Here is an 18,726-nt window from a genome sequence, read left to right as displayed (position 1 = left end):
GGGGCAGAGAGTGACACGCAGTGCACGAACGTGGGGGCCACATACTTACATGCGGAAGTGTTCGCCCAGGTACACCCGGCGCACTTCGGCGTTGTTCACGATGTCGGAGGGGGTGCCTTCGGCCAGCACGCGGCCATCGCTGATGATGAAGGCGTGGTCGCAGATGCCCAGGGTCTCGCGCACGTTGTGGTCGGTGATCAGCACACCGATGCCCCGGCCCTTGAGGAAGTTGATGATGCGCTGGATCTCGATGACCGCAATCGGGTCGATACCGGCAAAGGGTTCGTCGAGCAGGATGAAGCGCGGGCGCGTGGCCAGGGCACGGGCAATCTCCACCCGGCGGCGCTCTCCGCCCGACAAGGCCAGCGAGGGCGATTCGCGCAGATGCTCCACGCGCAGATCGTGCAGCAGCGCAGTCAGGCGCGACTCGATCTCGCCCTCCTTGAGCGGCTCGCCGTATTCGTCCACCTGCAACTCCAGCACGGCGCGCAGGTTCTCTTCCACGTTGAGCTTGCGGAAGATCGAGGCTTCCTGCGGCAGGTAGCCCAGCCCCAGGCGGCTGCGGCGGTGGATGGGCATGTGTTCGATGCTCTGGCCATCGATGCTGATGTCACCGCTGCTGGCGCGCAGCAGCCCGACAATCATGTAGAACGAGGTGGTCTTGCCGGCGCCATTGGGACCCAGCAGCCCCACAACCTCGCCGGTACGCACCTTGAGCGAGACGTCCTTGACGACCTGGCGCTTGCCGTAGTACTTCTGCAGATGGCGCGCCTCGAGGTAGCCCGGCGCATGCTGGGGCATGCTGGCAGCACTGCCCAAATCAACCGGCAGGGCCGCGTTCACTGGGAGGCTCCCGGCAGGCTGGTTGTCGGACGCAGGTTGGCCCCGGGGGTCGAGGGCGCAGTGCCGTCGGGTTTGGGGGTCAGCATGGCGCGTACGCGCCCCGAACCGACGCTGCCCTGGCGCACGCCGCCATCGACGGTAAACAGGTCCTTGGTGTTGTCGTAGACGATGGTGGCGCCACTGATCTGGTCGGCCAGGGTGGCCCCCCGGAAGCGGCGCAACTGCGCCTTCTGCACAAAGCGCACGGTATCGGCCTTGCTGTCGTATTCAATGGTCTGGGCTTCGCCCTCGATGTACTCGTCCACCCCTTCGCGCTTCTGGCGGAAGAACGCGGGCTCGGTGCTGGACGCCGTAACGATGCCGAACTGGTTACCCTGCGCGTCCTGCCGCACCTCGACCTGCTGGCCGCGGATCACGATGGAACCCTTGGTAATCACCACCTTGCCGGTAAAGACACTGACCTGGCGTGCGTCGTCGTAGCGCAGGCTGTCGGCCTCGATGTTCATGGGCTTGGACTTGTCGGCGTTTTCGGCCTGCGCCAGCGTGCCGGACAGTGCCAGCACGACGGCCAAAACACAGGGGAGACGGTGATGAGTCATAGAGGCACGAAACTTGCTAAATGGTTGCGTGCCATTGTATGCCGCACGGCGACCGGATCGCGGTGCGGCGTGCGCTTTAGAGGGGGCGCTTAGCGCCCGGCGCGCACTTCGGCCACCAGCACTTCGGTGACCTGCAGCGCCCGCTCCATGGACTTGGCCAGCACACCATCGGTGTAGAAACGCCCGGCAATACCCAGCGCCGGCACCCCATCGATGCGGTACGCGTCCTGCAATTGGGTGGCGCGGCGGGCCTTGGCATTGACCATGAAGGAGTTGTACTGCTCCATGAACTGGCCTTCGTTCACGCCTTGGGAAGCAATCCAGGGGCCAATGTCTTCCGCACGCGCCAAGCGCTGCCGCTGCACATGGATGGCCTCAAACACCTTGGCATGCAACTTGTCGACCAGCCCCATCGCCTCCAGCGCATAGTACAGGCGTTGCTGTGGCACGAAGTCATCCCTGAACGCTACGGGCACCCGCTTGAAAGCGACGTCCTTGGGCAGCTTCTTCAGCCAAGCCGCAAGCTGCGGCTCGAACGCGTTGCAGTGCGGACAGCTATACCAGAAGAACTCCACCACCTCGACCTTGCCGACCGGCGCATCCACTGGCGCACGTGGATCCACCAGCTGAAAGTCGCGCCCGGCAACCAGGCCGCCACCCGCCTGGGCCAAGGCCCACACCGGCGCCCCCAAGGCGGCACCCAGCACGGCTGTCGAAGTGAATTCACGGCGTTTCATGGCACCCCTTTCGGCGATTATTTCTGCACCCGCACCAGAGCGGTCTCGTAACCGGATTTGTCGAGCTTGTCCTTGGCGCGCTCGGCCTCGTCACGCTTCTCGAACGGCCCCACGCGCACGCGGTGCACCATCTTGCCCGACTGCTCCTTGGCCGACACCTTGGTCTCGATGCCCGCCAGCGAGAGCTTGGCGCGCTGGGCTTCGGCGTCCTCGGCGGTGCGGAAAGCACCGAGCTGGATGAAGTAGGTGAACGCTCCGTCGGCAGCGTCGCTGGCCGCGGCCTTGGTCTTGGCCAGGTCACCCAGGGGATCGGCCGACACGGCAGGCTTGACCTCGCCCTTGGCATCGGCCTTCACATCGCCCTTGGTTTCGGGCTTGCCGGCAACCTTGGGGTCTTGCGGCGCCGAGGCCGCCGTTGCAGGGGCAGCCGTCCTGGCGGGATTCTTGCCGTACAGACCGGCGTTGGGATCCCAGTCCTTGTTCTTCTTGGCCTCGTCGGCGTTCTGGTCGGCCGTGCGACTCTGGGCCTTCTGCAGGAAAGGCACAGGCACCTTGGTTACGTAGATCGCCACCACCAGCGCACTGGCCAACCCCACCACCACCCCGATGATGAAGCCCAAAAGGGTACCGCCGCGTTCTCTGTTCATGCTTTCCATGGTCCGTGGATGGGGTGGCGGGAACGCCACCCGGTTCGTATCGTTACATCTTGGTCGGTGCGCTCACACCCAGCACCGCCAAGCCATTGTGCAGCACCTGGGCGGTGGCCGCCACCAGCGCCAGTCGCGCCAGCTTGACGGCCTCGTCGTCGACCAGGATGCGCTCGGCATCGTAATAGCTGTGGTAGCAGGCCGCGAGCTCACGCAGGTAAAAAGTCACATCATGGGGTGCAAAACCCGCCGCTGCAGCACTGAGCATGTCGGGGTACTTGGCCAGCAGCAGCATGAGCGAGAGCGCCTGCGGGCTTTCCAGCGCCGACAGGTCCACCTTGGCCAGCGATGCCACATCGCCACCCCAGCTCGCCAGCACCGAGCAGATGCGCGCGTGGGCGTATTGCACGTAGTAGACCGGGTTGTCGTTGTTCTTCTGGATCGCCAGATCCACGTCGAAGGTGTATTCGGTGTCGGGCTTGCGGCTGAGCAGGAAGAAGCGCACGGCGTCCTTCGAGGTCCACTCGATCAGGTCGCGCAGCGTCACGTAGGAGCCGGCACGCTTGCTGATCTTGACCTCTTCACCGCCACGCACCACACGCACCATGGTGTGCAGCACGTAGTCGGGGTAGCCCTGCGGAATGCCCACATTGGCGGCCTGCAGGCCGGCGCGCACGCGGGCGATGGTGCCGTGGTGGTCGGTACCCTGGATGTTGATGACCTTCTCGAAGCCGCGCTCCCACTTGGTGATGTGGTAGGCCACGTCGGGCACGAAGTAGGTGTAGCTGCCGTCGCCCTTGCGCATGACGCGGTCCTTGTCATCGCCATAGTCGGTGCTCTTGAGCCACAGGGCGCCGTCCTGCTCGTAGGTCTTGCCGGCGGCCTGCAGGCGCGCCACGGCATCGTCTACCTTGCCCGAGGTGTACAGACTGCTTTCCAGGTAGTAGTTGTCGAACTTCACCGCGAAGGCCTGCAGGTCCAGGTCCTGCTCGTGGCGCAGGTAGGCCACGGCGAACTGGCGCATGCCGTCGAGGTCGTTGATGTCGCCACTGCCGGTGAATTCGCGGTCGTCCGCCTTCACGGTCTTCTTGGCCAGGAAGTCGGCCGCGATGTCGGCGATGTAGTCGCCGTTGTAGGCGGCTTCGGGCCACTCGGCGTCGCCGGGCTTGAAGCCCTTGGCGCGCAACTGGGTGCTGTTGGCCAGGGTGTTGATCTGCACACCGGCGTCGTTGTAGTAGAACTCGCGGTAGACGTTCCAGCCCTGGGTTTCGAACAGGCTGCAGATGGCGTCGCCCAGCGCCGCCTGGCGGCCGTGCCCCACATGCAAGGGGCCAGTGGGGTTGGCCGACACGAATTCGACCAGCATGCGCTTGCCGTTGTCCGGCTGGTAGCCGAAGCGCGCACCGCGGCCAAACACCTCGCGCACGATTTCCTGCTTGGCAGCGGCCTTGAGCTTGATGTTGATGAAGCCGGGCCCGGCAATGTCGATGGCCTCGACCCACTGCTGGTAGGCCGGGGACTGCAGCAGGGCGTCGCGCAGCTGCTCGCCCAACGCACGCGGGTTGAGCTTGAGCGGCTTGGCCAGTTGCATGGCGGCCGTGACAGCGAAGTCGCCATGGGCGGCAACCTTGGGGGATTCGAATGCCGCTTTCGCGCCGGCGCCGGGCGAAAGGGTCTCCAGTGCTTGGCCCAGAGCGGCCAGCAGTTCAGATTTGACGGTGAGCATGGCACTATTTTACGTTTAGGCACCTTTTGGCCGTCATCCGCATTGCCCCAGTCAGCGTTCTATGCTGGAATCCACGTGCGGATTCACCGCTTGGCCGGCAGTACTGCTGCCCTCTCACCTCTAAGGATCAACGATGAAAAAACTGCTTTCTCTTCTCGCCCTGGGTCTGGCAATGTCGGTGGGTGTGGCCCATGCCGCCACCGAGCAGCAAAACAAGATGAAGACTTGCAACGCCGAAGCCAAGGACAAGAAGGGTGACGAGCGCAAGGCCTTCATGAAGGAGTGCCTGAGCGCCAAGCCCGCTGCGGCCCCCGAAGGTACCCCACAACAGAACAAGATGAAGATGTGCAACGAGACCGCCGGCGACAAGAAAGGCGACGAACGCAAGAAGCACATGAGCGAATGCCTGAAGAAGAAGTAAGCGCTGCGCCCCACGCAAAACGCCACCCTCGGGTGGCGTTTTGCTTTTGCACTCGGTACGGGAGATCAGGCGCGCAGGGGTGCGCCACCTACCGGAATCAGTGCGCCGTGAATTGCCTGGGACTGGTCGCTGGACAGGAAGCACATGACTTCGGCAATGTCATCCGGCGCAGTCCATGCGGAATAGTCAGCATCCGGCATGGCCGCGCGGTTCGCAGGCGTGTCGATGATGGACGGAAGCACTGCATTCGCGCGGATGTTGGTGCCCGCAAGTTCGGCCGCCAGACTTTCAGTCAGGTTCATCACCACCGCCTTCGAAGCCGTGTAGGCCCCCATGGCGGCCTTGCCCTGCAGTGCCGACAGGGCACCCACGGTGACGATGCGTCCACGCTTGCGCGCCAACATGGCCGGCACAGCGGCCTTGATCACATTGCGCAGCGGCACCACGTTCATCGCCATCATGGACTCCCACTGCGTGTCGTCGGCATCGTGCACCGCCGCGCCCATGGCGAAGCCCCCCGCAACTGCGACCACCGCATCCACGGGCTCCAGGCTGGCGAACACCGCTGCCGTTGCCGAGGCATCGGCGAGATTGACGGCGACGGCTTGCATGCCCGCAGGCAGATCCTGCACCGGCTGGCGATCCAGCAGCGTAACCCGGGCTCCGTAGGTCTGGGCACGGCGCGCCACGGCACGCCCGAGGGCGCCACCGCCGCCGGAGATGACAATGTGTTTGTGGTCGAGGTTCATGGTGAGCGCAATCCTTTGCATGGTTGGAAGCAGGAGCGGATGGTAATGCGGCTGCGCCTGTCCCCGCCTGCGCAGGGTCTCACCGCCCGGCCCCGGGCGGGAAGCGACTGCGCAGAGGCTTTTCCTGCACATCGGCGCGACGCCTGCGTCAGCCGCGAGCGGGCACCTGATGGCGGGCGTAGGCCTCGAAATCGGCCACCGACAGGGGGCGGGCAAAGTGGTAGCCCTGCCCCTGGACACAGCCCAGCCCCAGCAGCAACTGGCGCACCGCTTCGTCCTCGATGCCTTCGGCCGTGGTGGTCAACGAGAGGCTGCGTGCCATCTGCACGATGGCCTCGACCAGGGCGCGCTGCTGCGGGTCGCTGGAGACATGCATCACGAAACTACGGTCGATCTTGAGCTTGTCCACAGCAAAGCGCTGCAGGTAGGCCAGGTTGGAATAGCCGGTACCGAAGTCGTCGATCGCGATGCGAACACCCAGCGCCTTGATGCGTCCCAGCGCGACGATGAAACTCTCGGTGTCATCGATCAGCGTGGACTCGACGATTTCCAGCTCGAGCGCTTCCGGCGGCAAGCCGGTTTCCTGCAGCGCCTGCGCCACGACGGCATCGACCTCGCCACGGCGAAACTGCACGGGCGACAGATTGACGGCCACTACCAGCCCGGTCAGACCGGAAACTTGCCAAGCCCGCATCTGCCTGCACGCAGCCAGCAACACCCATTGCCCCAGGTCGACGATGAGCCCGGACTTTTCCGCTGCCGCAATAAACTGGTCCGGTGCCAACAGTCCCCGGGTAGGATGCTGCCAACGTACCAGCGCCTCGGCGCCCAGCAGGTGTCCATCGGCCAGACACACAATCGGTTGGTAGTGCAGCACGAACTCGTCACGCGCCAGAGCCGACCGCAACTCACTGGCCATGGTCATGGCATGCTGGTGCTGGGCGTTCATCTCCTCGCTGTAGAACCGAAAGGCGTTGCGCCCGCTTTCCTTGGCCTGGTACATGGCGATGTCTGCCGCGCGCAGCAGTGACGCATAGTCCTTGCCATCCTGCGGAAACAGCGCCACGCCGATGGAGCACCCTGCCTGCAGTTCATGCCCCTTGATGACGATCGGTTCGGCCAGGCTGCGCAGCACGTTGGCCGCCACGGTGGACGCGTCCTGCGCATCCGCCACATCCGTCAGCGCCATGGTGAACTCGTCGCCGCCGTGGCGCGCGACGATGTCCGCACCCCGGACGGCGGCCGACAAGCGCAGTGCAATCTTGCGCAGGAACTCATCGCCGGCATCGTGCCCGAGCGTGTCGTTGACATGCTTGAAGTGGTCCAGATCGACGAACAGCAAGGCCACGCCCAAATTGCGGCGCGCTGCGTGCTCGATGGCCTGTCCCAGCATCTGGCGCCCCATGGCGCGATTGGGCAAGCCGGTAAGACCGTCGTGCTGCGACAGGTAGGTCAACTCCTTCTGGGCGACATCCTGCTGCTGGACCTGCAGGCGCAGATGCGCCAGCAAGCGGTGCAGGTCCGCGACCACCAGACCGACGGCCACCCCGCCCACCAGCAGAATCATGCTCACATCGCGCAGCAATTCGAAGTTGCTGCTTGACGTGGCATCCACCCGCCAACCCCATACCTCTGTCGCCATGGTCAGAATGACCAGAAAGGCAATCTGCGATGCCAGCAGAACACCGAAAGCAAGGGGGCGCAGAAGCAAGCCCCCGAGGATCAGCAGCACCGGGAAGGTGAACAAGGCCGCATCGTGCAGTCCTTCGGCGACCCACACCAGCGAATACATGGACAACGTGACCGCGCTGATCAGCACATCATTGGCCGCATCCGTATGCCCACGCGCGTTGAGCCACAGGCACCCTGCCATGCAGAACACACCAACAACCAAGGGAGTAACGACCTGCCAGCTACCTTTGATCGCATAGAAAACCATTGCGATCGCCATTGCGACCATGACCAGCAGGGCGATCTGCACCAGTCGGCGTGCCCGCAAGGCGCGGGTTTCGGCAGCGTGCAGGTCGAGGGGGTCGCTCATGTCCATCGTGCAGGTGGATACGCCCCCATCCTACGCTAAACAAGCGCCAGCGCAACTCCCAGGAAGATGCCGAACCCCAACCAGTGGTTCTCGCGGAATGCCCGGAAACATCCCTCGCGCGAGCGCTCGCGGATCAGCCGGTAATGCCATGCCACCTGTGCCGCCGCGGCCACCACCGCCAGCCACCAGACCCCGCCCGTCAGCCCCAGGGAGGCAAGCACCGCCGTGGTGATTGCCAGGTACAGCGCGTAGAACGCCATGATGGCGGCGACATCGAATCGCCCCAGCGTGATGGCCGAGGTCTTCATGCCGATCTTGAGGTCATCGTCGCGGTCCACCATGGCGTACTCGGTGTCGTAGGCCAGCACCCAGAACAGGTTGCCGAGCATCAGCACCCACGCCTGCCACGGCACGGCGGCGTTCAGCGCAGCCAGGCTGACTTCGCTGCCGCCGCGCACGGCGGCGAAGGCCATGGGAATGCCGAAGCTGAAGGCCACGCCCAGCACCGCCTGCGGCATGGACACATGGCGTTTGGCGTAGGGGTAGACCAGCGTGACGGCCAGGGCCGCGAACGACAGCGCGATGGTGAGTGCGTTGCAGGTGAGCACCAGCACAAAGGCCGCCAGCGCCAACACCGCACCCACGGCCAGCGCCTCGCGCACCGACACCGCGCCGCTGGTAACCGGGCGCTGCGCCGTGCGCTTGACGTGGCGGTCGAAGTCGACATCGGCCACGTCATTGATGCAGCAGCCGGCGCTGCGCATGAGGATGGTTCCCAGGGTGAAGACGGCCAGCAGGTGCCAACCGGGAAAGCCCCCAGCGGCCAGCCACAGCGCGCCCAGCGTGGGCCACAGCAGCAGCAGCCAGCCGGCGGGTCGGTCCCAGCGGATCAGGTTCAGATACAGGGAAAAACGTGCACTCATAGGGAAAACTACAAGAAAAATCGTGCTTCAGCTCGCATAAATACTGCGCAAGCAGCTTCTCTTTTCATAGCAATAGGCATCAGGTCAGGCGCTGTACGCCGTCGAGCTTGCAGGCGTAGATGGCGTTGCGCAAGGCGGCAATGGCCTCGAAGCGCGTGAAGCTCTTGCGCCACACCAGCACGATGCGTCGCGTGGGTGGCGGGCTGCCAGCGGCGTCCTGCACCGGCAGGTATTTCACGTAGGGCTCGGTGCCCTTGCGCTTCTTGCCACCCAGCGCCTCAGCCGGCACACTCAAGCGTGGCACCAGGGTCACACCCATGCCAGCCGCCACCATGTGCTTGATGGTCTCCAGCGACGAGCCCTCGAAGCTGCGGCGTATGCCTTCGGCATCGCTGGAAAACCTTGCGAACTCGGGGCAGACTTCAAGCACATGGTCGCGGAAGCAGTGGCCATTGCCCAGCAACAGCATGGTTTCCTTCTTGAGCATGTCGGCGGTCACGCTGTCCAGCGCCGCCAGTGGGTGGGTGCTGGGCACCGCAGCGTAGAAGGGCTCGTCATACAGCGGCGCCACGGCCAAGCCCGCGTCGGGAAAGGGTTCGGCCAGGACGGCGCAGTCGATCTCGCCGTTGCGCAGCATCTCCATGAGCTTGACGGTGAAATTCTCCTGCAGCATCAGCGGCATCTGCGGCGTGCGCGCGATCACGTTGCGCACCAGTTCGGGCAGCAGGTAGGGGGCAATGGTGTAGATCACGCCCAGCTTCAGCGGCCCAGCCAGCGGGTCCTTGCCGCGCTTGGCAATGTCCTTGATGGCGGCGGCCTGCTCCAGCACGCTCTGCGCCTGGCGCACGATCTCTTCGCCCAGGGGTGTGACGGCAATGTCACCGGCGCTGCGCTCGAACAGCTTCACGTCCAGTTCTTCTTCGAGCTTCTTCACCGCCACCGACAGCGTGGGCTGAGACACGAAGCAGGCGTCGGCCGCCTTGCCGAAATGGCGCTCACGTGCCACGGCCACGATGTATTTGAGTTCGGTCAGGGTCATGGGGGGATTGTGCTACCGCCGCGACTGCATGTAGGCCACCAGCTGGTCCAGTGCAATGCCCCAGCCCTGGTGAAAGCCCATGGCCTCGTGCTGCTGCCTGGTCGCCGCGTCGGCGTGCTGGGCCACCGCACGGTAGCGCACGCCCCCATCGACCTGGTCAAAGGTGAGCGTCCCCGTCATGAATGGCTTGGCGTTGGGGCGGTAGCCCGGGCCCAGCGCATCGGTCCAGACCAGGCGGTGCAGGTGCACCACCTCCAGAAAGCAGCCTGCAGAACCGTGTTCCTGGCCTTCGGGGCCACGCATCACGGTCTGGAACACGCCGCCGGGGCGCAGGTCGATTTCGCAGGCAATCGTCTGCCAGGGCTTGGGGCAGAACCAGTGCACTAGGTGCTCGGGGTCGGTCCAGGCGGCCCAGACCTCGTGCAGGGTCAGCGGCACGGTGCGTTCCAGCAACAGGTTCAATTCCGGGTTGGGATGCAATTTCAGGGGTTTCACGGGAGACTCCTTTCGCTACAACTTCAATAGCTTCAGGCGCAATATTCACGCGGTCTAGATGCCACTTCTACCATCCATCAGGCCTTCAGGAACTCGGCCTTACCACCCAGCCAGCGCTCGACATGCTTGCGCGCCAGTTGGGGGTGTCGGTCCAGCATTTTCGGCGCTTCTGCACGGGCCCAGTCGAGCAGGGCCTGGTCCTGCGTGAGATCGGCAAAGCGCAGCATGGCGTCGCCCGACTGGCGCGCGCCCAGAAACTCACCCGGGCCGCGAATCTCCAGGTCGCGCCGGGCGATCTCGAAACCGTCGTTGGTGTCGGCCATGGCCTTGAGGCGCTCACGGGCGGTCTCGCTCAGGCGCGGTGCGTCGCCGGTGGAGTACAGCAGCACGCAGGCCGAAGCCGCCGCACCGCGCCCCACCCGGCCGCGCAGCTGGTGCAGTTGGCTCAGGCCAAAACGCTGCGCGTTCTCGATCACCATGAGCGAGGCATTGGGTACGTCCACCCCCACCTCGATGACCGTGGTGCTGACCAGCACGCCGATATGGCCCTGGGTAAAGCCATCCATCACCGCCTTTTTCTCGTCGGCCGGCATGCGCGAGTGCAGAAGGCCCACCAGCGCGGGGCTGCCGTCGGGCAGGTTCACCCCGGCCATCGCGTCCACCAGTTCGATGTGGGTGTGGGTGGCGTTGCTCAGGTCCAGCGCTTCGCTTTCCTCGATGAGCGGGCACACCCAGTACACCTGCCGCCCTTGGGCCACCTGGGCGCGGATGCGCTCCATCACGTCCAGACGGCGGGCTTCGTGCAGCACGCGGGTCACGACGGGCGTGCGCCCCGGGGGCAGTTCGTCGATGGTGGACACGTCCAGGTCGGCGTAGTAGCTCATGGCCAGGGTGCGCGGAATGGGCGTGGCCGTCATCATCAACAGGTGGGGCTCCATGCCGTCGTGTTCGAGCTTGCGCTTGAGGGCCAGGCGCTGGGCCACGCCGAAGCGGTGCTGCTCGTCGATGATGGCCAGGCCCAGGTTGCAGAACTGCACCTTGTCCTGGATCATGGCGTGGGTGCCCACCACCAGCTGGGCCTCACCACTGGCAATGCTCTGCAGCGCTTCGCGGCGCTCCTTGGCCTTCTGGTTGCCGATGAGCCAAACCGTGCGGATGCCCAAAGGCTCCAGCCAACCCAGCAGCTTGCGGAAATGCTGCTGCGCCAGGATTTCGGTCGGCGCCATGAGTGCGCACTGCCAGCCCGAGTCGATGCACACCGCCGCCGACAAGGCCGCCACCACGGTCTTGCCCGCGCCCACGTCGCCCTGCAGCAGGCGGTGCATGGGCACATGGCGTGCCATGTCCTGGGCGATTTCCTCGGTGACCCGCGCCTGCGCGCCGGTCAGCGCGAAGGGCAGGTTCTTGAGCAGGCGCTCGTGCAGGGCTTCCTTTTCCACATGCACGATGAGCTGCGGTGCCACCAGCCGGGCGCGTTCACGCCGGCTCTGCAACTGGCTCAGCTGCTGCGCCAGCAGCTCCTCGGCCTTGAGCCGCTGCCAGGCCGGGTGGCTGTGGTCGTGCAGGGTATCGAGCGACACATCGGGCGTGGGGTGGTGCAGGAACTGCAGTGCGCCGTGCAGGGTCCACAAACGGTGCGCCTCGCTGAAGGCTTGCAGGTCACCGGGTTCGAAGGTGTCGGACAGGTCGGCCCGCGCCAGCCCCGCCAGGATCGCCTTGCGCAACACCGTCTGCGACAGGCCCGCCACCGTGGGGTACACAGGCGTCAGTGCCTTGGGCAGGTCGCCTTCGGCGGGCCGGGTGTGCGGGTGCAGCATGGTCCAGCCCATGAAGCCGCCCTTGAGCTCGCCACGTGCGCGGATGCGCTTGCCCACCGCCAGCGCCTTCTGCTGCGAGGGGTAGAAGTGGAAGAAGCGCAGCACGCAGGTGTCGGAGCCATCGTTGATGGTCACCACCAGCTGGCGTCGGCCCCCGTACTGCACGTCGCAGCGCGTGACCTGCCCTTCGATCTGCACCGTATCACCCTCGCGCGCGTCGGCCAGACGCACGATGCGCGTCTCGTCCTCGTAGCGCAGCGGCAGGTGCAGCGCCAGGTCGATGTCGCGCGTGAGGCCCAGCTGCGCCAGCGCCTTGTCCGTGACGGATAGGGCGGTGGCGGGCGGCGTCTTGTCGGCGGGGGCGGCTGCACGGCGGGGCATGGGGCGATTGTGGCGTAAAGCGGACAACCGGCAGTCGCTATGGTTTTGCTAGCTATTCACGCAATGCATACGCGGGCCAGAGGCCAAAATGGCACCTATAACACTCCGGATATGCCGGCCCGGCGCTGCCCGTGGGACAATACGCCCCCTTTCCACTTGGCACGGGGGTTGTTCCCCCCTCAAGCAGCATGCACCCTGATTCCGGCGCCGCCGCGCGCACCTTTACCCTTTCCGACTTCGATTTCGAGCTACCGCCGCAGCTCATCGCCCAGCACCCCGCACCCGAGCGCACGGCCTCGCGCCTGCTCGATGGCCGCGCCGACGCCCCGGTAGACCGCATCTTCAAAGAACTGCCCGGCCTCTTGCGAAAAGGCGACCTGCTGGTGTTCAACGACACCAAGGTGGTCAACGCGCGCCTGTGGGGCGAGAAGCCCACCGGTGGCAAGGCCGAGCTGCTGATCGAGCGCGTGCTTGGCGGCGAAGAGGTCGCCGCCCACGTGCGCGTGAGCAAGAAGCCACCGGTAGGCACCACCCTGAAGCTGGTGTGCGCCGCGGGGCGTGAAGACGGATTTTCCGCCACGCTCTTGGGGCGCTGGCCGAATGCCGACGGCCCGCTGTTTCGCTTTCGCCTGTTCAACCGCGCCGGTGACAACCCCTACACCCTGATGGAACGCCACGGCCAGATTCCGCTGCCGCCCTATATCGAGCGCCCACAAGGCGGGGCCAGCAATCCGGAAGAAGCGGCAGAAGACCTGCTTCGCTACCAGACCGTGTTCGCCAAGAACCCCGGCGCCGTGGCCGCGCCCACCGCAGCCCTGCACTTCGACGAAGCCTTGTTTGCCCAGCTCGACGCCCTGGGTGTGGAGCGTGCCTTTGTCACCCTGCACGTGGGCGCCGGCACCTTCCAGCCGGTGAAGACCGAAAACATTGCTGAGCACCAGATGCACAGCGAGTGGTATGAGGTGCCGCAGGCCACGCAAGACGCCATTGCAGCCTGCCGCGCCCGCGGCGGCCGCGTGGTGGCCGTGGGCACCACCAGCGTGCGCACGCTGGAGAGCTGGGCGAAGTTCGGCTCGGCCAGTGGCGACACCGCCATCTTCATCACCCCCGGCTTCGAGTGGCGCGTTGTGGACCTGCTCATCACCAACTTCCATTTGCCCAAATCCACGCTGATGATGCTGGTTAGCGCCTTTGCCGGATACGAGCACATCATGGGCCTGTACCGGCACGCCATCGCCCAGGGCTACCGCTTCTTCAGCTATGGCGACTCCATGTTGCTGCAGCGCCGCACTCCACCGAATACCACCGCCCCTTGAACATTGAAGACCATGCTGAAATTCGAACTGCTCAAAGACGACCCCGCCTCTGCTGACGGCAGCTACCTCGGTTCGCACGCCCGCCGCGGCAAGCTCACGCTCAACCATGGCGTGGTGCAGACCCCCATCTTCATGCCCGTGGGCACCTACGGCACCGTCAAGGGCGTCATGCCGCGCAGCCTCAAGGACATGAACGCGCAGATCATCCTGGGCAACACCTTCCACCTGTGGATGCGCCCGGGGCTGGACGTGATGCAGAAGTTCGGCGGGCTGCACCAGTTCGAGCAGTGGGACAAGCCCATCCTCACCGATTCGGGGGGCTTTCAGGTCTGGAGCCTGGGGCAGATGCGCAAGATTTCCGAAGAAGGTGTGAAGTTCGCTTCTCCTGTGAATGGCGACAAGCTGTTCCTCACCCCCGAAGTGAGCATGCAGATCCAGACCATCCTCAACAGCGACATCGTCATGCAGTTCGACGAGTGCACGCCCTACCTCTCAGTGGAGCCCAAGACCAAGGGCCAGCTCACCACTGAGCGCGAGGCGCGCAGTTCCATGGAACTCTCGCTGCGCTGGGCCAAGCGCTGCCAGGACGAGTTCGCCCGGCTGAACAACCCCAACGCCCTGTTCGGCATCGTCCAGGGTGGCATGCACACCCACCTGCGCGACGAATCGCTGGCCGGGCTGGAGGCACTGGACTTCCCCGGCATTGCCGTCGGCGGCCTGTCGGTGGGCGAGCCCAAGGACGAGATGATGCGGGTGCTGAAACACATCGGCCCCAAGCTGCCCAAGCACAAGCCGCACTACCTGATGGGCGTGGGCACACCCGAAGACCTGATTGCCGGGGTGCAGAACGGCATCGACATGTTCGACTGCGTGATGCCCACGCGCAACGCACGCAACGGCACCCTGTTCACGCGCTTTGGCGACCTGAAGATCCGCAACGCCCGCCACAAGAGCGACCCGCAGCCGCTGGACACCACCTGCACCTGCTACGCCTGTGCTGGCGACAGTGGTGTGAGCTGGGACAGCGGTGGCCGGGCAGGCTTTTCGCGCGCCTACCTGCACCACTTGGACCGCTGCGGCGAAATGCTGGGCCCCATGCTCACCAGCATCCACAACCTGCACTACTACCTGAACCTGATGCAGGAAGTGCGCGATGCACTGGACGCCGGCCGCTTCGGCGCCTTCGTACAGCAGTTCAATGCGGACCGCGCTCGCGGGGCCTGAGCTGCGCACCAAGCCGCAAAGCAAAAACCCGGCCTTGGCCGGGTTTTGTTTTCATGGGTGGCTGCTCAGCACTCAATGCTTGCCGGCGCAACCACAGCCACTGCCGCCACAGGCCCCGCCCTGCTCCAGGGGCGGCAGGGGTTCCGCGTCGGCGTTGGCCTGGATGGTGAAGTCGATGACGATGTTGCCGGGCTCGCGGGCCACGTAGTTCACCGCCACCTGGTTGCCGTAGCGCTGACGCATCTGGTTGATCAGCGGCACGGGGTCGTGGTCGTTCACGAAACGCATGGTGTCGCCATCATCGAGCGATTCCAGCGCACCGAAGATGGCAGCGTGGCGGAAGCGCTTGGCGACGCCGCGGGCGTCAAAGGGGAACGGGGTCTTGAGTTGGGGCAGTGCGGTTTCCATGGCAGTCCTTCAATGCAAAGGGCGCTCCTGGCGCCCTTTGTTGTTGTCGATGGGTCCACTGTAGAACCATCGCGGCCCAAACCGCTTGAACTAGTGCAAGCTTTTCTCAAAAGGTTTCCCAATCGTCTTCCGAAGCAGCAGGTGCTGGCTTGGGAGTGGATTTCGGTGCGGCTGCCAGCGGCTTTGGAGCCAAAGCCGCTGCGGGTTTTGGCAGAGGGCGCGGCGCAGCCTTGGGAGGCGGCGGCGCCTGCACGTGTTTGATTTCATGGTGCGCCAAGGTGGCGTGGGTATCGCTGCTGACCTTGAAGGTGGATACCAGCCCCACCAACTCCTGGGCCTGGGACTTCAGGCTCGAGGCAGCGGCCGCCATCTCTTCCACCAGTGCCGCGTTCTGCTGCGTCGCCTGGTCCATGTGCCGCACCGCTTCGCCTACCTGGTTCACGCTGTTGGACTGCTCGGTGGACGCAGCGCTGATCTCACCCATGATGTCGGTCACCCGGCGGATGGAGGCAACCACCTCGGTCATCGTCGAGCCAGCCTGGTCGACCAGGGCCGTTCCATGCTCGACCTTCTCCACGCTGGCATTGATGAGGGTCTTGATTTCCTTGGCCGCCTCGGCCGAGCGGCCCGCCAGGGCACGCACTTCGGAAGCCACCACGGCAAATCCACGCCCCTGCTCACCAGCGCGCGCGGCCTCTACTGCCGCGTTCAGCGCCAGTATGTTGGTCTGGAAGGCGATGCCGTCGATGACGGAAATGATGTCCGCGATACGGCGTGAGGAGTCGTTGATGTCCTTCATGGTGTTGACCACCTGGCCCACTACCTCGCCCCCCTGCACCGCCACCGTCGACGCCGTCATGGCCAACTGGTTGGCCTGGCGGGCAGAATCGGCGTTCTGGTTCACGGTGCTGCCCAGATCGCTCATGGAGGCGCTGGTCTCCTCAAGCGCCGCAGCCTGTTGCTCGGTGCGATTGGAAAGATCCTGGTTGCCGTGGGCAATTTCGGAACTGGCCGTGGCCACGCTTTCCGAACCCTGGCGGACATTGGCCACCAGCACTGCCAGCTTGGAACGCATGGCTTCCAGATGCCCCAATAGTTGCCCCAACTCGTCCTTGCCCTGGCTGGGAACGGCACGGGTCAGGTCGCCGTTGGCAATGCTCTGGGCCAAGTCCACCGCTGCCTGCACCGGGCCGCTCACGCTTCGCGGAATGGCCCACAGCAGATAGGCACCCAGCGCAATCATCAACAGCAGCGACGCGATGGTGACCGTTTCGGTTTCCTTCACCAAGGACGAGACCTTGTTGGCCGCGTCGGTCGTCCCCTGCAGATTGAACTTCAGAATGGTCTCCATCGCGGCGAAGGCCTGGCGGAAGGTTTCCGGGCCGGTTTTGGTGAATTCGCCTTTGATGATCTCCAGCGTTTCATCGGCCCCGGCGGCATCGCGGGCACCGGCAACGGCGGTCGCACTGGCCTTGAGGTAAGCGTCGCGGTGCTTCACGTAGTCCGCGTACAAACCCTTCTCGATCGGTCCCTTGGGGTCATCGGGCAGGTAGTCTTCCAGGGTCTTCGCATAGATTTCCGTGGCCGCCACGAGCTTGGCCTCCAGGTCCTGCATCTTCTTGTCAAACACGGCACCGGGGCTGGCGTCGCGCCCGCTGATGCGGTCGTTGACCAGCAGGTAATGGTCGCCCAAGTAGCCACGCATATTGCCCAGGTTTTCGATGGCCGGGATCCACGATGTGGCGACCTGGGCGGACTCGAACTTGGCGCTGACGTTGCGGTAGATCGAAAACGCCGCGCTGGCCAGCGCAAACGCCAGAATGGCGGCCAGCCCCAACGTGATGCGTGCCTTGATACTCAAATTCTTCATGAACACCTCAAATGGTTGCAGCGCGCCGACGCCGTGAAGATAGTAGGCTTGGCGGCAATCACAGGGACTGCCGACCCCGTCAACGCGGCGCGGGCTTCTTGCGAGCAGCCTTCTTCGCCACACCTGGACGTGCTGTGGTCTTCTTCTCGGCACTTCCGGCCGCAGTCTTGAGGGCTTCCTTGGCAATACCCGTCGCCACGTTCCTGGTCGCATCGACCGCTGTCTTGGTCGAAGCGTCCTTCAGCGCATTGGCGGCGATGTGCTGGAATTGCTGCGTGAGTGAACCCCAGAGCTGCAGAGGGTCCACCAGACCAGCTACCGTAGCCGCCGGGCCCTTGGCCTTGCGGGCCCGGGGCGCGGCCTTGTCCTTGCCGTTGGCAGCGTCCGCAATGGTCTTGGCGGTGTTCGCCGCGCGTTCACTGACCCGCTGCACGCCCGAGTAGACCGAATCAGCCGCCTTGAGCTTGAGTGCGTTGGCGACGTCACCGATGTTGAAGTTCATGCCCTTGAGGGTGTTCAGGGTCATCTTCTGCACCTCTAGCGCCTGGATGGTGGCTCCCAGGGCGCGTGAGTTCTGCTCCAGCCAGAAGTGCACCCCCTTGAGCTCCTCGATGCGCTTGTCGAGTTCCTCGACGTTGAGGGTGGGCGCCACCCAATTCCCGAGGTTCGGCATCTGGGGAATTCCGGTGGTGGCTCCTTTGGCCAGGTTCTGCAGGAAATCGTAGCCCGGAACAAACTTGCCGAAACCGGGTGCGGTGGGATCGCTCATGGTGCCTCCAAAAAGCCCTCGCAGGGCTGCGAGACACAGCTTACTCCATGGCGGGCCCACCCGGCAATCGAAACAGGCCCGAACCGCGCGCCGCGTACAGGGACAAAAAAAGCCTGCCAGACCATGGCAGCCATGGGTCCCGCCCGGAACCGATCAGTGGTAAGGCAACGGCGTGGCGGGGGCTGTCCATGGTCTGTGCGCAGGCAAAAAGGGAATCCGTGCTACCGGCGCTCAGTGGCCCATGTGCTCTCCCATGGGCATGGGCGCTGCCGTTTTCACCGGCACCTTGAGTTCCTGCTTGCTCTCTACGCCCTTGGCATTCCTGACGGTGAGGGTCAGCGGGATGACGGTGTCCTTCTGAAGCGGCAGCTTCAGATCCATGAGCATGACGTGGTATCCGCCTGGCTTGAGTTCGATGGCCTTGCCGGCGGGCAGATCCAGCCCCGCAACCGGCCGCATCCTCATGACGTCACCTTCCATGGCCATCTCATGCACTTCTGCGACCCCTGCGACGGGTGACGACACCGCCACCAATCGGGTCGCCTCCTTGGCACTGAGCGTCATGAACGCTCCGGTCGCCTTCTGGCCCTGCACGGTGGCTCGGGCCCAGGCTCCTTGAACTTCCACGTTCTGAGCCCAGGCCGAGCCCAGGCAAGTCAGCAGGATTGCGGTGGTCAGCATGGCACGGGGTTTGGCAAATTGACGCATGTCTTTCTCCTAT

Annotated in this window: 17 protein-coding genes and 1 pseudogene; 3 read left to right on the top strand and 15 right to left on the bottom strand. The window is 64.7% G+C overall.

What is annotated here, in order from left to right; genetic code table 11:
* Positions 1-45: 45 nt before the first annotated feature.
* The 5 genes from lptB to argS form a co-directional block, all read right to left on the bottom strand.
* Positions 46-801, bottom strand: coding sequence for an LPS export ABC transporter ATP-binding protein (lptB, locus tag RQP54_RS08150; protein ID WP_315677774.1), 756 nt, complete (start codon positions 799-801; stop codon positions 46-48).
* A gap of 38 nt (positions 802-839) precedes the next feature.
* Positions 840-1,442, bottom strand: coding sequence for a lipopolysaccharide transport periplasmic protein LptA (gene lptA / locus RQP54_RS08145; protein WP_315677691.1), 603 nt, complete (start codon positions 1,440-1,442; stop codon positions 840-842).
* 89 nt (positions 1,443-1,531) lie between these two features.
* The gene (locus RQP54_RS08140; RefSeq protein WP_315677690.1) at positions 1,532-2,179 is read right to left on the bottom strand and encodes a thiol:disulfide interchange protein DsbA/DsbL; all 648 of its coding nucleotides are present in this window, start codon (positions 2,177-2,179) and stop codon (positions 1,532-1,534) included.
* 17 nt (positions 2,180-2,196) lie between these two features.
* Positions 2,197-2,826 carry an SPOR domain-containing protein gene (locus RQP54_RS08135; protein WP_315677689.1) on the bottom strand — a complete coding sequence of 210 codons (630 nt, stop codon included), beginning with the start codon at positions 2,824-2,826 and terminating at the stop codon, positions 2,197-2,199.
* 52 nt (positions 2,827-2,878) lie between these two features.
* The gene (gene argS, locus RQP54_RS08130) at positions 2,879-4,552 is read right to left on the bottom strand and encodes an arginine--tRNA ligase (RefSeq protein WP_315677688.1); all 1,674 of its coding nucleotides are present in this window, start codon (positions 4,550-4,552) and stop codon (positions 2,879-2,881) included.
* 133 nt (positions 4,553-4,685) lie between these two features.
* On the opposite strand from argS, the gene RQP54_RS08125 reads away from it, so the two are divergent.
* Positions 4,686-4,973 carry a PsiF family protein gene (locus RQP54_RS08125; protein ID WP_315677687.1) on the top strand — a complete coding sequence of 96 codons (288 nt, stop codon included), beginning with the start codon at positions 4,686-4,688 and terminating at the stop codon, positions 4,971-4,973.
* Positions 4,974-5,038: 65 nt separating this feature from the next.
* Here the strand turns inward: RQP54_RS08125 and RQP54_RS08120 are convergent, their stop codons facing one another.
* The 6 genes from RQP54_RS08120 to recG all read right to left on the bottom strand — a co-directional run bounded on the left by RQP54_RS08120 (position 5,039) and on the right by recG (position 12,418).
* Positions 5,039-5,722 (bottom strand): SDR family NAD(P)-dependent oxidoreductase, encoded by a 684-nt coding sequence (locus RQP54_RS08120; protein ID WP_315677686.1) that lies wholly within the window; start codon positions 5,720-5,722, stop codon positions 5,039-5,041.
* Positions 5,723-5,870: 148 nt separating this feature from the next.
* Positions 5,871-7,763: a putative bifunctional diguanylate cyclase/phosphodiesterase gene (locus RQP54_RS08115; protein WP_315677685.1), complete on the bottom strand. Its 1,893-nt coding sequence runs from the start codon at positions 7,761-7,763 to the stop codon at positions 5,871-5,873.
* A gap of 35 nt (positions 7,764-7,798) precedes the next feature.
* Positions 7,799-8,686, bottom strand: a complete 888-nt coding sequence (gene ubiA / locus RQP54_RS08110; protein ID WP_315677684.1) for a 4-hydroxybenzoate octaprenyltransferase — start codon at positions 8,684-8,686, stop codon at positions 7,799-7,801.
* A 79-nt stretch (positions 8,687-8,765) separates the two neighbouring features.
* Positions 8,766-9,725 (bottom strand): LysR substrate-binding domain-containing protein, encoded by a 960-nt coding sequence (locus RQP54_RS08105; RefSeq protein ID WP_315677683.1) that lies wholly within the window; start codon positions 9,723-9,725, stop codon positions 8,766-8,768.
* 12 nt (positions 9,726-9,737) lie between these two features.
* A complete protein-coding gene (locus RQP54_RS08100; RefSeq protein WP_315677682.1) occupies positions 9,738-10,220 on the bottom strand; it encodes an SRPBCC family protein in 483 nt (160 codons plus the stop codon).
* A 77-nt stretch (positions 10,221-10,297) separates the two neighbouring features.
* Positions 10,298-12,418 (bottom strand): ATP-dependent DNA helicase RecG, encoded by a 2,121-nt coding sequence (gene recG / locus RQP54_RS08095; protein ID WP_315677681.1) that lies wholly within the window; start codon positions 12,416-12,418, stop codon positions 10,298-10,300.
* A 188-nt stretch (positions 12,419-12,606) separates the two neighbouring features.
* On the opposite strand from recG, the gene queA reads away from it, so the two are divergent.
* Together queA and tgt are read left to right on the top strand one after the other, a co-directional pair.
* Complete coding sequence (queA, locus tag RQP54_RS08090; protein WP_315677680.1) at positions 12,607-13,734, top strand: tRNA preQ1(34) S-adenosylmethionine ribosyltransferase-isomerase QueA; 1,128 nt, start codon at positions 12,607-12,609, stop codon at positions 13,732-13,734.
* A 12-nt stretch (positions 13,735-13,746) separates the two neighbouring features.
* Positions 13,747-14,958: a tRNA guanosine(34) transglycosylase Tgt gene (tgt, locus tag RQP54_RS08085; protein ID WP_315677679.1), complete on the top strand. Its 1,212-nt coding sequence runs from the start codon at positions 13,747-13,749 to the stop codon at positions 14,956-14,958.
* Positions 14,959-15,117: 159 nt separating this feature from the next.
* Here the strand turns inward: tgt and RQP54_RS08080 are convergent.
* The 4 genes and pseudogenes from RQP54_RS08080 to RQP54_RS08065 form a co-directional block, all read right to left on the bottom strand.
* Positions 15,118-15,366 (bottom strand): annotated as a pseudogene (locus RQP54_RS08080) (DUF2249 domain-containing protein); the annotation flags it as partial.
* A gap of 106 nt (positions 15,367-15,472) precedes the next feature.
* Positions 15,473-17,236, bottom strand: a complete 1,764-nt coding sequence (locus tag RQP54_RS08075) for a methyl-accepting chemotaxis protein (RefSeq protein WP_315677678.1) — start codon at positions 17,234-17,236, stop codon at positions 15,473-15,475.
* Between the two features lie 79 nt (positions 17,237-17,315).
* Complete coding sequence (locus RQP54_RS08070) at positions 17,316-18,005, bottom strand: PhaM family polyhydroxyalkanoate granule multifunctional regulatory protein (RefSeq protein ID WP_315677677.1); 690 nt, start codon at positions 18,003-18,005, stop codon at positions 17,316-17,318.
* 231 nt (positions 18,006-18,236) lie between these two features.
* Positions 18,237-18,686 (bottom strand): copper chaperone PCu(A)C, encoded by a 450-nt coding sequence (locus RQP54_RS08065; protein WP_315677773.1) that lies wholly within the window; start codon positions 18,684-18,686, stop codon positions 18,237-18,239.
* Positions 18,687-18,726 lie beyond the last annotated feature (40 nt).

Source organism: Curvibacter sp. APW13 (genome assembly GCF_032337135.1).
Taxonomy (GTDB): Bacteria; Pseudomonadota; Gammaproteobacteria; order Burkholderiales; family Burkholderiaceae_C; genus Allorhodoferax.
Note: the sequence above shows the minus strand (reverse complement) of the source record. Positions and strands in the feature narration are given on the sequence as shown.

Coding starts and splice junctions, on each gene's coding strand:
- RQP54_RS08140 (WP_315677690.1), bottom strand. CDS start 2,179: ATGAAACGCCGTGAATTCACTTCGACAGCCGTGCTGGGTGCCGCCTTG.
- RQP54_RS08075 (WP_315677678.1), bottom strand. CDS start 17,236: ATGAAGAATTTGAGTATCAAGGCACGCATCACGTTGGGGCTGGCCGCC.
- RQP54_RS08105 (WP_315677683.1), bottom strand. CDS start 9,725: ATGACCCTGACCGAACTCAAATACATCGTGGCCGTGGCACGTGAGCGC.
- lptA (WP_315677691.1), bottom strand. CDS start 1,442: ATGACTCATCACCGTCTCCCCTGTGTTTTGGCCGTCGTGCTGGCACTG.
- queA (WP_315677680.1), top strand. CDS start 12,607: ATGCACCCTGATTCCGGCGCCGCCGCGCGCACCTTTACCCTTTCCGAC.
- RQP54_RS08125 (WP_315677687.1), top strand. CDS start 4,686: ATGAAAAAACTGCTTTCTCTTCTCGCCCTGGGTCTGGCAATGTCGGTG.
- RQP54_RS08115 (WP_315677685.1), bottom strand. CDS start 7,763: ATGAGCGACCCCCTCGACCTGCACGCTGCCGAAACCCGCGCCTTGCGG.
- RQP54_RS08070 (WP_315677677.1), bottom strand. CDS start 18,005: ATGAGCGATCCCACCGCACCCGGTTTCGGCAAGTTTGTTCCGGGCTAC.
- RQP54_RS08135 (WP_315677689.1), bottom strand. CDS start 2,826: ATGAACAGAGAACGCGGCGGTACCCTTTTGGGCTTCATCATCGGGGTG.
- RQP54_RS08120 (WP_315677686.1), bottom strand. CDS start 5,722: ATGAACCTCGACCACAAACACATTGTCATCTCCGGCGGCGGTGGCGCC.
- ubiA (WP_315677684.1), bottom strand. CDS start 8,686: ATGAGTGCACGTTTTTCCCTGTATCTGAACCTGATCCGCTGGGACCGA.
- tgt (WP_315677679.1), top strand. CDS start 13,747: ATGCTGAAATTCGAACTGCTCAAAGACGACCCCGCCTCTGCTGACGGC.
- recG (WP_315677681.1), bottom strand. CDS start 12,418: ATGCCCCGCCGTGCAGCCGCCCCCGCCGACAAGACGCCGCCCGCCACC.
- argS (WP_315677688.1), bottom strand. CDS start 4,552: ATGCTCACCGTCAAATCTGAACTGCTGGCCGCTCTGGGCCAAGCACTG.
- lptB (WP_315677774.1), bottom strand. CDS start 801: ATGCCCCAGCATGCGCCGGGCTACCTCGAGGCGCGCCATCTGCAGAAG.
- RQP54_RS08065 (WP_315677773.1), bottom strand. CDS start 18,686: ATGCTGACCACCGCAATCCTGCTGACTTGCCTGGGCTCGGCCTGGGCT.